Source organism: Janthinobacterium sp. AD80 (assembly GCF_002878455.1).
Lineage (GTDB): Bacteria > Pseudomonadota > Gammaproteobacteria > Burkholderiales > Burkholderiaceae_D > Janthinobacterium.
Genome location: NZ_NRDQ01000061.1, coordinates 21,143 through 33,106 on the forward strand (window position 1 = coordinate 21,143; position 11,964 = coordinate 33,106).

At 66.2% G+C, this 11,964-nt stretch carries 12 protein-coding genes; 11 read left to right on the forward strand and 1 reads right to left on the reverse strand.

Going from position 1 to position 11,964, the window contains the following annotated elements:
• Positions 1 to 188: 188 nt before the first annotated feature.
• Genes JaAD80_RS13280 through JaAD80_RS13330 form a run of 11 tightly spaced genes read left to right on the forward strand, consistent with a single transcriptional unit; the run spans position 189 to position 10,126 of the window.
• On the forward strand, positions 189 to 1,382 hold the full coding sequence (locus JaAD80_RS13280) for a type II secretion system F family protein (protein ID WP_102294640.1): 1,194 nt from the start codon (positions 189 to 191) through the stop codon (positions 1,380 to 1,382).
• A 25-nt stretch (positions 1,383 to 1,407) separates the two neighbouring features.
• Positions 1,408 to 3,105 carry a GspE/PulE family protein gene (locus tag JaAD80_RS13285; RefSeq protein WP_102294642.1) on the forward strand — a complete coding sequence of 566 codons (1,698 nt, stop codon included), beginning with the start codon at positions 1,408 to 1,410 and terminating at the stop codon, positions 3,103 to 3,105.
• Positions 3,092 to 3,880 (forward strand): hypothetical protein, encoded by a 789-nt coding sequence (locus JaAD80_RS13290; protein WP_146012382.1) that lies wholly within the window; start codon positions 3,092 to 3,094, stop codon positions 3,878 to 3,880. Before JaAD80_RS13285 ends, JaAD80_RS13290 begins: the two co-directional genes overlap by 14 nt.
• Positions 3,871 to 4,419: a hypothetical protein gene (locus tag JaAD80_RS13295; RefSeq protein WP_102294645.1), complete on the forward strand. Its 549-nt coding sequence runs from the start codon at positions 3,871 to 3,873 to the stop codon at positions 4,417 to 4,419. Before JaAD80_RS13290 ends, JaAD80_RS13295 begins: the two co-directional genes overlap by 10 nt.
• Positions 4,407 to 5,027, forward strand: a complete 621-nt coding sequence (pilO, locus tag JaAD80_RS13300) for a type 4a pilus biogenesis protein PilO (RefSeq protein WP_102294646.1) — start codon at positions 4,407 to 4,409, stop codon at positions 5,025 to 5,027. The genes JaAD80_RS13295 and pilO overlap by 13 nt, the downstream gene beginning before the upstream one ends.
• On the forward strand, positions 5,024 to 5,563 hold the full coding sequence (locus JaAD80_RS13305) for a hypothetical protein (protein ID WP_102294648.1): 540 nt from the start codon (positions 5,024 to 5,026) through the stop codon (positions 5,561 to 5,563). Before pilO ends, JaAD80_RS13305 begins: the two co-directional genes overlap by 4 nt.
• Before the next feature lie 17 nt (positions 5,564 to 5,580).
• A complete protein-coding gene (locus tag JaAD80_RS13310) occupies positions 5,581 to 7,479 on the forward strand; it encodes a secretin and TonB N-terminal domain-containing protein (protein WP_102294649.1) in 1,899 nt (632 codons plus the stop codon).
• The gene (locus JaAD80_RS13315) at positions 7,476 to 7,946 is read left to right on the forward strand and encodes a type II secretion system protein (protein ID WP_102294651.1); all 471 of its coding nucleotides are present in this window, start codon (positions 7,476 to 7,478) and stop codon (positions 7,944 to 7,946) included. The genes JaAD80_RS13310 and JaAD80_RS13315 overlap by 4 nt, the downstream gene beginning before the upstream one ends.
• Positions 7,946 to 8,335 (forward strand): prepilin-type N-terminal cleavage/methylation domain-containing protein, encoded by a 390-nt coding sequence (locus JaAD80_RS13320; RefSeq protein ID WP_102294698.1) that lies wholly within the window; start codon positions 7,946 to 7,948, stop codon positions 8,333 to 8,335. Before JaAD80_RS13315 ends, JaAD80_RS13320 begins: the two co-directional genes overlap by 1 nt.
• Entirely contained in the window at positions 8,322 to 8,858 is a 537-nt protein-coding gene (locus JaAD80_RS13325; RefSeq protein WP_258002976.1) for a type II secretion system protein, read from the forward strand. Before JaAD80_RS13320 ends, JaAD80_RS13325 begins: the two co-directional genes overlap by 14 nt.
• A gap of 44 nt (positions 8,859 to 8,902) precedes the next feature.
• A complete protein-coding gene (locus JaAD80_RS13330; protein ID WP_102294653.1) occupies positions 8,903 to 10,126 on the forward strand; it encodes a Xaa-Pro peptidase family protein in 1,224 nt (407 codons plus the stop codon).
• A 237-nt stretch (positions 10,127 to 10,363) separates the two neighbouring features.
• Here the strand turns inward: JaAD80_RS13330 and JaAD80_RS13335 are convergent, their stop codons facing one another.
• Entirely contained in the window at positions 10,364 to 11,938 is a 1,575-nt protein-coding gene (locus tag JaAD80_RS13335; RefSeq protein WP_102294654.1) for a methyl-accepting chemotaxis protein, read from the reverse strand.
• Positions 11,939 to 11,964 lie beyond the last annotated feature (26 nt).

Consider the following 11,964-nt stretch of genomic DNA (forward strand, 5'->3'; position numbering starts at 1 on the left):
CAATTCCAGTCTACCCTGAGGCAGTGATTGCACTTTTGCTGCCGGTACCCGCGACGCATTGAACTTTTTTTTTTTTTTGGATTGTTCCTGACCGATGCCTACTTCGACCTTGTCCGCACGCGCTTTCGCCTTTTCATCTCACCCCGTTTTCACGCCCAAGGCCCTCACCATGCTCGCCTGAGCCGACGATGCAGTTCCACCTCCAGGTGCAGGGCCCGGCGGGCAGCCAGGCGCTGGCCATCGACGCCGCCAGCGAGGCCGAGGCGATCCGCGCGGCCGTGCGCGGCGGCTGGCGCGTGCTGGCCGTCGATGACAGCACTGCCCTGGACACGGGCAACGTGGCGCGGCCGGGCAAGCAGGGCCTGCCCCTGCTGCAATTCAGCCAGGAGCTGCTGGCCCTGCTCGAAGCGGGCCTGAACCTGGGCGAGGCCATGGCCACCCTGCACAACAAGGAAACGCGCGCCGGCGCCAAGGCGACCCTGGCCGCCATCGTGCTCACCCTGCAGCAAGGGCAAAGCTTTTCCGACACCCTGGCCGGTTTCCCCGACATCTTCCCCGACATTTACATCGCCACCGTGCATGCGGCCGAACGCTCGGGCAACCTGCCCGAGGCGCTGGCGCGCTTCGTCGGCTATCAGCTGCAGTTCGACGCCATCCGCAAAAAACTCATTTCCGCCGCCATCTACCCGTGCATGCTGCTCGTCGTCGGCGGCCTGGTGACCCTGTTCCTGCTCGGCTACGTGGTGCCGAAGTTCAGCGTCGTGTATGAAAGCTCGGGCCGCGACATTCCGTGGATGTCGCAAATGCTGCTGGGCTTTGGCCAGACCCTGGCCGCGCATCCGCTGCTGTGCGCCAGCGCCCTGGCCGGCGTGGTGGCCGCCGTGCTGTTCGGCGCTGGCAATGCCGGCGCGCGCCAGGCACTGGTGCTGCGCCTGTTGCGCCTGCCCGTGCTGGCGGAGAAGGCGGCCGAGTTTCGCCTGGCGCGTTTCTACCGCGCCCTGAGCCTGCTGCTGCATGCGGGCATCCCGCTGCACAAGGCGCTGGCCATGGTCGCGCCCATGCTGCTGCCGGCGCAGCAGGAGCAGCTGGCGCAGGCGCGCCGCGCGGTACAGGAAGGCATGCCGTTTTCCACCGCGCTGGAGCAGGCCGGGATGGCCACGCCGGTGGCGCAGTCGCTGCTGAAAGTGGGCGAGAACACGGGCCGCCTGGGCGACATGCTGGAACGTTCGGCCAAATTCCACGACGAGGAATTCGCCCGCTGGGTGGACTGGGCCTCGCGCCTGCTCGAACCGCTGTTGATGACCATCATCGGCGTCGTCATCGGCGGCGTGGTGGTACTGATGTATATGCCGATCTTTGAACTGGCCGGGAGTTTATCTTGAGGGTCTTGACCATACGGTGCCTGCCATGAACGCGCGCGAAGAAGAACGGGCCGTGCTCGATGCGGCCATGCTGCGCCAGGCCCACGCCAGCGCGCTGGCACAGGGCCGCCCGCAGATGGCCGTGCTGCAGGAAACGGCAGCCCTGCCACCCGACGTCTTCCTGCGCCAGCTGGCCGCCCTGTTCCGCTACCCGGCGTGGACGATGGCCGAGCTGCAGGCCAGCCTGCCCGCCTTTGGCCTGCTGCCCTACACCGATTGCGCACAGCGCGATTGCGTGCTGCTGCAAGCCGGTGTCCCGGACGCGCCGCCCGTGCTCATCATCGGCAACCCGTTTGCCGAAGACCTGCTGCAGTGGGCCGACTTCGCCCTGTCCACGCCATTCACGGTGGCGCTGGCGCACCCGGACGACCTGGCCGCCTATCTGCTGCAGCAGGAAAGCGTACAACAGGCGATGCAGGAAATGCAGCACGGTGATGATGTGCCGGGGCTCGACCAGAGCATCGAGGATATCTCGCTGATCCGCATCAGCGAGGACAGCAGCCCGGTGGTCAAACTGGTGAACTCCACCATCTACGACGCCCTGAAATTCCAGGCCAGCGACATCCACCTCGAATGCGACGTGGCCAGCCTGGTCATCAAATACCGCGTCGACGGCGTGCTGGTGCAGGCGGGCCAGGTGCAGGGGCTGCAGATGGCCGAACAGATCATCTCGCGCATCAAGGTCATGGCCGACCTCGACATCGCCGAGCGGCGCATCCCCCAGGACGGCCGCTTCAAGGTGCGCGTGAAAGGGGCGGAGATCGATTTCCGCGTCTCCATCATGCCGAATATCTTTGGCGAGGACGCCGTGCTGCGCCTGCTGGACCGGCGCGCGCTGACGGAAGCGGCGCAGGCGCTGCGCCTGGAAAGCCTGGGCCTGAACGAGGACGCCATCGAACAGATACGCCGCCTGGCCGCCAAGCCGCACGGCATGCTGCTGGTGACGGGTCCCACGGGTTCCGGCAAGACCACCACCCTGTACGCGGCCATCACGGAAATCAACACGGGACGCGACAAGATCGTCACCATCGAAGACCCCGTCGAATACCGGCTGCCGCGCGTGCTGCAGATACCCGTCAATGAAAAGAAGGGACTGACCTTTGCGCGCGGCCTGCGCTCCATCCTGCGCCACGATCCCGACAAGATCATGATCGGCGAAATCCGCGACGACGAGACGGCGCAGATCGCCGTGCAGGCTGCGCTCACGGGCCACCTGGTGTTTACCACGGTGCATGCGAATAATGTCTTCGACGTGGTGGGACGCTTCCTGCACATGGGCGTGGACGCCTACAGCTTTACGGCGGCCCTGAACGGCATCGTGGCGCAGCGCCTGCTGCGCCTCAATTGCGCCCATTGCGCCATCGACGCCAGCGCCGAGGTGCTGGCCGATGCACAGCAACTGCGCGATAGCGGCCTGGCCCTGCATCAGGTACAGGACTGGCAATTCATGGCCGGCAAGGGCTGCGGCCATTGCCGCGGCACCGGCTACAAGGGCCGCAAGGCCGTGGCCGAAGTGCTGATGCTCAGCGACGCGATGCGCGAACTGATCTGCACGCGCGCGCCCCTGAGCCAGATGAAGGAAGAAGCGGCGCGCAACGGTTTCAGGCTGGCGCGCGAAGCGGGCCTGGACCTGGTGCGGCGCGGTGAAACCACGTTAGCGGAGCTCAATCGTGTCACTTATTGAACGCCTTGCCCGCACCACCGTGTGCCTGCACCTGGCGCCGCACGCGCTCCACGGCGTGCAGCGCCGCGCCGGCCATCCCGTGGCCGGCAGCGCTTTCCACCTGTCCATCGTGAACCCCGGCGCCAGCTGGGAAGTGGCGCTGGCCGCCCTGTGCGGCTGGCTGGAGCAAGACAGCGGCAAAAAGCTCCCGCTGGCCGTCAGCCTGGCCAGCCGCTGGTGCGCCATGCTGATCGTGCCGTGGAGCGGCGCCCTGCTCGACCGAAGCAGCGCACAGCGCTTCCTGCATGGCCAGTTCGCTGCCGTCTACGGCGACAGTGCGCGCGCCTGGCGCCTGACCGCCGACGACGCCCCCTTTGGCCAGCCGCGCCTGGCCTGCGGCATCGATGCGGCCCTGCTGCAAGGCGTGCAGGACGCAGCCGGCGCGCAAGGCCGGCGCTGCCTGTCCGTCGAACCCATCGTGGGTCCGGCCTGGCGCAGCATCGCCGCTGGCAAACCCGCCGCCTTCGCCCTGGTGGAAGCGGGACGGCTGCTGCTGGCGACGAGCGGCGGCGGGCGCATCACGGCCCTGCACAGCCAGTCCTGCGACGCGGCCTGGGGCGCTGAACTGGAACGGGCATGGCGGCGCTGGAACTTGCGCGCGCCGCAGCTCGACACGATCGAGCACGTGGCGCTGCTGGACCTGAGCGGCGTACCGCAGCCGGACCTGCCGGCGCGCTTCCAGGCCATGCCCGTGGCCAGCGCCGCGCACCTGATGCGGGAGGCCGCATGGGCCTGAGCCGCATCGACTTCCTGCCCGCCAGCGCGGCGCAGACCTTCAGTGGCTGGCGCCTGATCCTGTGCCTGGCGGGTGCATTGACGCTGCTGCCGGCCGCCGTGTACTGGCTGGTGCAGGCGCAGGAAACGCGGCGCCTGGAAGCGCAGCTGGCGCAGCTGCAACCGGCGCGCACCGTGCGCGCACCGCTGTCCGCCAGCGCCCAGCGCGAACGCGACATCGAACTGAAACAGGTCGCCGTCGCCGTGCGCCAGCTCAACCTGCCCGTCACGCGCCTGGTCAGGACGGTGCAGGCGCCGCGCGACGTGCGCGTGGCCCTGCTGGGACTGGACCTGAACGCGCAGCAGGGCCAGGATGGCGCCAGCGCCCTCAAGATCGCCGCCGAAGCGGCCACGCCACAGGACATGCTCAACTACCTGGCCTTTTTGAACCAGCAACCCATGTTCAGTTCCGTGTATCTGCTCAAGCACGAGATGAGCAGCAACGCGGACGCCCCGGAACATCCGTACCGTTTTCAGCTGGAGGCACAATGGCGGCAATAAAACCCGTGTTGACAGTGCAAGCGCGCCCGGCGCGGTCGCGGCTGCAACTGCGCATGCCACCGCGCCTGCGGTGGGAAGCGCAGCGCCTGTGGCGCCAGCTGGGCTGGCCCTGCGCCATCGGTGCCGCCAGCCTGGCGCTGGCAGTCGTCGCCGTGCAGCAGGGCGAGGCGCTGGCGCTGCGCCAGCAACAACTGACGGCGCAGCTGGCGGCAGCGGCAAGGCAGTCTGCCATGCCATCCACCGCCTCCACGCTCGATGCGGACGCCGATAGCCTGGCCGCCTTCCACGCCTATCTGCCCCAGCATGACAGCATTCCCGAGCAGCTGAAAACCTTGCTGGAGGTGGCACAAAAAAGCGGCGTCACCCTGGCCAAGGCCGACTACAAGCCGCAGGAAGACGGCAACGCCGCCTTTTTGCGCTATCAGATCACACTGCCCGTAAAGGCCGAATACGCACAGCTGCAAGCCTTCATCGTCGACGCCCTGCAGGAACTGCCCACCCTGACGCTCGACTCCGTGCTGTTCAAGCGCGAACAGATCGAGGCCGGCGAGATCGATGCGCGCATCCAGTTCATCCTGCTGGTGAAAAAGCCGGAGGTGCGTCCATGAAAAAAGCCGTGCTGGCGGCGGCGGCCGTGGCGACCCTGCTGGCCGCCCTCTTCGCGCCCGAGGACGAAGGCAGCATCGTCGGCCCGGCCACTGCCACGCCGCGCCAGGCGGACCGCGTGGCGCTAGCGGCCCTCGTCACGCCGGCCAGCGCCCCGCCTGCCCGTGCGGGGCTGGTCATCGAGCGGCGCCGGGCGCTCGACGATGATGAGGCGGCGACCCTGTTTGCCAAGCACAGCTGGCAGCCCGAGACGCCGAAAAAAATCATGCTCGACCAGCAGGCGGCCCAGGCCAGCCGCACTGTCGCCGCCATCGACGCGAACGCGCCGCCACCGCTGCCCTTTCAATTCCTCGGCCGCTTCGTCGACGAAGGCAAGGCCGCCTACTTCCTGCAGGCGGGCGAACGCAACGTGGTGGCGCGGCCCGGCGACATGCTGGAAGAGCGCTACCGCTTCGACGGCGTGGTGCAGGGTTCCCTGCAATTTACCTATCTGCCGCTCAACCTGAAACAGACACTCGCCGTAGGGGACCTCAATTGAAACGACGCGCCGCACGTATGCCTCGCAATCTCATCACCCTGCCGCTGCTGCTGTCCCTGCTGGCCGCCTGCGCCGGCAACCAGGCCTACAACGATGGCCAGGCCATGCTGGGCGCGGGCCGCACGGAACAGGGACTGGCCCTGCTGGAACAGGCGGCGCAGGCGGAACCGACGAATGCCAAGTACCGCATCGCCGTCACCAACGGCAAGATGCGCGCGCTGAACAGCCTGAATGGCCGCGCGGAAGCGCTGCGCCAGCAAGGCAGCCTGGCCGAAGCGCAAACGCTGTACCGGCAAGCGCTGGCCATCGACGCCAGCGACGACGTGGCGCAGCGGGGTCTGGCCAGCGTGGCGCAGGATGAGCGGCACCGCAAGCTGGTGCAGGAAGCGCAGGCCAGCTACCAGCGCGGCGGCGAAGCGAATGTGGCGCAGGCGCAGGACGCCTTGCGCCAGGTACTGCAGGAGCGTCCCGCGCAGCGCGAGGCGCTGGCCTTGAAGAGCCGCATCGGCGACGAGCAGGCCAAGGCCAGGCCGGCCGGCGGCAAGCTGGCGGCCGCCTACCGCAAACCCGTCACCCTGGAATTTCGCGACGCGCCGCTGCGCTCCGTGTTCGATTTCATCAGCAAGGTCTCGGGCCTGAACTTCGTCTTCGACAAGGAAGTCGATCCCGCCCTGCGCGCCACGATCTCCGTGCGCGACACCAGCATCGAGGAAGCTATCGCCATGCTGCTGGGGGCGAACCAGCTGGAGCAAAGCGTCACCAGCGACAAGTCGATCACGATTTACCCGAACACGCCGCAAAAGGTAAAGGATTACCAGCAGCTGGTGGTGCGCACCTTCTTCCTCGCCAATGCGGACGTCAAGACGGTGGCGTTTTCCATCAAGACCCTGCTCAAGGCCAAGGATGTCGTCACCGATGAACGCCTGGGCATCATCATGCTGCGCGATACGCCGGAAATGGTGCGCATGGCCGAACGCATCATCAACGTGCAGGACCTGGCCGACCCGGAAGTGATGCTGGAAGTGGAGGTGCTGGAAGTCAAGCGCACGCGCCTGATGGAACTGGGCATCCGCTGGCCCGACCAGGCCAGCCTGACCCTGGCCGGCAGCGGCACGGGCCTGGGCGGCCTGAAAGTGGCCGACCTGCGCCGCATCAATGGCGAGAATATCAACCTGGGCATCGGCGGCGTGACCCTGAACGCCAACAAGACCGATAGCGACAGCAATATCCTGGCCAACCCGCGCATCCGCGTGCGCAACAAGGAAAAGGCCAAGATCCTCATCGGCGACCGCGTGCCCGTGATTACCGTCACGACCAACAATGGCGTCAGTTCCGACAGCGTCAATTACATCGACGTGGGCCTGAAACTCGACGTCGAACCGAACGTGTACCTGGACGATGAAGTGGCCATCAAGATCAACCTGGAAGTGTCGAACGTCGTCAAGGAAGTCATCAGCAAGACGGGCACGCAGGCTTACCAGATCGGTACGCGCAGCGCGTCGACCGTGCTGCGCCTGAAGGATGGCGAGACGCAGGTGCTGGCGGGCCTGATCAGCGATGAGGACCGGGGCACGGCCAACAAGGTGCCAGGCGTGGGCGAATTGCCCGTGCTGAACCGCCTGTTCGGCAGCCAGAAGGACGACGCCATGCGCAGCGAGATCGTGCTGTCGATCACGCCGCGCCTGCTGCGCAGCATCCGCCGCCCCGACCTGATGACGGCCGAATTCAATTCCGGCACCGAGGCGGCCGTGGGCGGGCGTGGCAGCGTAGGCGGCGCGCCCGAAGCCATCGCCGCGCCGGAGCAGGCCCCGCCGCGCGCCGGTTCGCCGATGACGGGCGGCGACGAAGCACCCGCCGCTGGCGACAAGCCTGCCGCCACGCCCACCGCCACCGCCACCGTCAAGGGTGGCCAATGAGGCAGCAGGGATTTACCTTCATCGAGCTGATGATTACGCTGGCGATCATGGCGACCCTGGCCACGGTGGCCGTGCCGATGGCCCAGGTAGCCTTGCAACGCGCGAAGGAACATGAACTGCGCAGCACCCTGATCGAGATCCGCGAAGCCATCGATGGCTACAAGCGCGCCTCGGACAATGGCCGCATCAAGCTGTCGCTGGGAGGCTCCGGCTATCCGAAAAAGCTCGATGAACTGGTCGAGGGCGTGCCCGACCAGCGCAGTCCATCCAAACAGAACATCTATTTTTTGCGCCGCCTGCCGCGCGACCCGTTCCAGCCCAGGGAAGAAGGCAGCGCGGCCGACAGCTGGAGCAAGCGCGCCTACGCCTCGCCACCTGACAATCCCAGTGAAGGCGAAGACGTGTTCGACGTCGCCTCGCGCGCAACCAGGGCGGGCCTGAACGGCGTGCCGCTCAACCAATGGTGATGCCCATGCATTCAACTGCCCTGCGGCGCGGCTTTACCCTGGTCGAACTGCTGGTGGTGCTGGCGATTATTTCGCTGCTGCTGACGATCGCCATTCCCCGCTATTTCGGCTCGGTGGAAAAATCAAAGGAAGTGGCCCTGAAGGAAAACCTGCAAGTGCTCAGGAGCGGCCTCGATCAATACTATGCCGACAAGGGCGAGTATCCGGCCGCGCTGGCCGACCTGGTCACCCACCATTACTTCCGCAGCGTGCCGCTCGACCCCGTCACGGAGTCCAGCGCCACGTGGCGGCTGGTGCCGTCGCCGAATGGCGAAATCAGCGGCGTGGCCGACGTGCGCAGCGGCGCCAAGGGCAAGACGCGCGAGGGCATCCCCTTTGAGCAGCTCTAGCTATCAATACCGCGCGCGGGGCTTCGCCTACATCTGGACCCTGCTGCTGGTGGCCTTCATGGGCGTGGGCCTGGTCGTGGCCAGCGAACTGTTTGCCACGGCCGCGCGGCGCGACAAGGAGCGCGAACTGCTGTTCATCGGCCATGAATTCCGCAATGCGCTGGGGCGCTACTATGACAGCACGCCGGCCGACGGCCGCCCGCGCTATCCATTGACCCTGCAGGAACTGCTGAAAGATCCCCGCTTCGCCAACGCCCGGCGGCATTTGCGCCGCGTGTATGCCGACCCCGTCACGGGCAAGGCGGAATGGGGCCTGCTGCGGCAGGAGGGACGCATCGTCGGCATTCATTCGCTGTCGCCGCAGCTGCCCATCAAGCAGGACAATTTTCTCGATGAAGACGCCAGCCTGCGCCGCAAGCAGCGCTACGCGGACTGGCAATTTACCTATCCGCACGACCTGGTGCTGGCGCCGCCCGATGCGGCAGGCGGCACGCCTGGCCTCAAGCCGAAAGGCGCAAACTGATATCATGCGTCTTTCATCGGCACGCACAGGACAAAGGAACAGGCATGAGCATAGGCGGCACTTCCATCGAACAGGCATTGGCATCGCTGTCGGACATGACGTCCGGCATGGTCGCCATCGGCAAGGACGAACACGCGCAACGCATCGCAAAGGCGCAGGCCTTCATGCGCCAGCAGGGCATCGCCGCGATCTACCTGAACGCGGGCGCCAACCTCACCTATTTCACGGGCACAAAATGGTATGCCAGCGAACGCATGGTCGGCGCCATCCTGCCAGCCAGCGGCGACATCGAATACATCGCGCCCGCCTTCGAAGAAAGTACCCTGACAGGTTTCATGGTCATAGCAGGCAAGGTCAATTGCTGGGAGGAGCACGAAAGTCCGTACCAGCTGTTCGTCGACGTGCTGGCGCGCATGGGCGTCGTCCAGGATGAAGCTACGCCGCCGCGCGTGGGCATCTGCGAAAGCGCCGCCTTCTTCATCTACGACGGCATCAAGCCGCTGGCGCCCGGCTACGCGCTGGAAAATGCGCGCACCGTCACCGCGTATTGCCGCAGCCGCAAGTCAGCCGCGGAAATCGCCCTGATGCAGCGCGTCATGGACATGACCCTGGCCGTGCACGTGGCCACGGCCAGCATGCTGCATGAAGGCATCACGACGGTGGAAGTGGAAGAATTCATCCAGCGCGCGCACCGCAAGGTGGGAGCGCCCCGCTCGTATTTCTGCATCGTGCTGTTCGGCGAGGCGACGGCGTATCCGCACGGCGTGAATTACGTGCAGACCCTGAAGGCGGGCGACACGGTGCTGATCGACACGGGCTGCCAGGTGATGAACTACATCTCCGACATCACGCGCACCTATGTGTTTGGCGCCATCAGCGAGCGACAGCGCAGCGTGTGGAACAGCGAAAAGGCGGCGCAGGCCGCGGCGTTTGCCGCCGCCCGGCTGGGCGTGCCCTGCGGCGACGTGGACCGCGCCGCCCGCGTCTCGCTGGAAGCGGACGGCTTCGGCCCCGGCTACAAGCTGCCAGGCCTGCCGCACCGCACCGGCCACGGCATCGGCCTCGATATCCACGAATGGCCTTACCTGGTCGGCAATGACACCACGCCGCTCGACGTGGGCATGTGCTTCTCGAACGAACCGATGATCTGCATCCCTGGCGAATTCGGCATCCGCCACGAAGACCATTTCTACATGACGGAAAACGGTCCGCGCTGGTTCACGCAGCCGGCGCACAGCATCGACGATCCGTTCGGCTTGCAGGCTTAGGCCGAGTGTTGGATTACGCTGCGCTAATCCAACCTGCCGCTAGCTTGATGTCCCTCTGTTGGATTACGCTGCGCTAATCCAACCTACCGCTAGCTAGCTTGATGTCCCTTCGTTGGATTACGCTGCGCTAATCCAATCAACCGTAATGTCAGGTAGGTCGGATTAGCGCGTAGCGCGTAATCCGACATCACCGCAATGCCGGACAAGCCGCAGGAGCGCCTTGCGCGCAATCCGACATCACCGCAACGCCAGGTAAGCCGCAGGTGCGCTGCGCGCGTAATCCGTCACCACCGCGCCCTGCGCCAGCTTGAACACGGCCAGCGCCGTGCCCAGTTGCACGGCTTGCTCCTGCAGCGATTCGGCCGCCGCCGACGCTTCTTCCACCAGCGCGGAATTTTGCTGCGTCATCTGGTCCATGCTGCCGATGGCCACGCCGATGTCGCCGATGCCGGCGCTCTGCGCCTGGCTGGCGGCGCTGATGTCGGCCATGATGTCGGCCACCTTTTTCACGGAATCGACGATCTGGCCCATGGTCAGCCCCGCCTCGTCGACCAGCTTCGAGCCCGCGTTGACCTTGGCCACCGAGTCGCCGATCAGTTGCTTGATCTCGCGCGCCGCTGCCGCGCTGCGCTGCGCCAGGTTGCGTACTTCGGATGCCACCACGGCAAAGCCGCGTCCCTGCTCGCCCGCGCGCGCCGCTTCCACGGCCGCATTCAAGGCCAGGATGTTCGTCTGGAAAGCGATGCCGTCGATGACGCCAATGATATCGACGATGCGTTTCGATGAATCGTTGATCTCGCCCATGGTGGTGACCACCTGGCTGACCACCTGCCCGCCCTTCACGGCCACCGACGACGCGGACACCACCAGCTCATGCGCCTGGCCCGCATTGGCGGCGTTGTCGCGCACGGTGGAAGTCAGGCTGTCCATGCTGCGCGCCGTCTGGTCCAGGCTGCCCGCCTGCGATTCCGTGCGCGCGGCCAGGTCCGCATTGCCCTGGGCGATTTCCGCGCTGGCCACCTGGATGGTTTCGGCCGAAGCCTTGATGCCGGATACCATGCCGGCCAGCCGGCCACGCATCTCCTTCAGCGCCGCCAGCAGGCTGGCCTGGTCGCCCGCCTCGGTGGCGATCTCCATCGAGAGGTCGCCGTCGGCCACGGCGCGCGCGATCTGGCGTGCATATTCGGGCTCGCCACCGAGCTGCTGCCAGATGGCGCGCACGACGAAATGCGACACGGCCACCAGGCAGACGATGACGGCCAGCGCCACGGCAATGCTGGTATTGAGGGCATTGCGCACGTTCGCGGCGCTGCGCTCGATGCCCTGCTTGAACTGCAATTGCGCCTGCTCGTTGGTCTTCGCCAGGTCCGTATTGAGCACGGCCAGCGCAGCCTGCATGCGCGTCACCGTCGCTTGCGGATCGCCTTCCTCCATCTCCAGCATGATGCGCGCCGCACCCAGGGCAGGCGCATAGTAGGCATCGAATTCCTTGGCCAGGCGCGCGCCGTGCTCGCGCTGACCGGGGATGGCCGCAAAGGCGGCCAGTTTTTCGCGCAGCTTGACGGCCTGGCCATCGACCTGGCCGATGCGCTCCTTGTCGCCTTCGCTGACGGCATCGCGCAAGGCGTCGCCGACGGCGGCCACGTCGAGGGTCAGCGACTTGGCCAGGTCGAGCACCGGATAGTCGGCGCTTTCGGTGGCGTGGATGGAATTGAGCGTGGCCGTCGACAGATAGGCGCTGACGGCCAGGCCCAGTCCGAAAATCACGGCCGAGACGACAGGCAGCGCCCATATCTTGCGTTTGATGCTCATTGCTGTCTCCTGATCTATTTGTATCG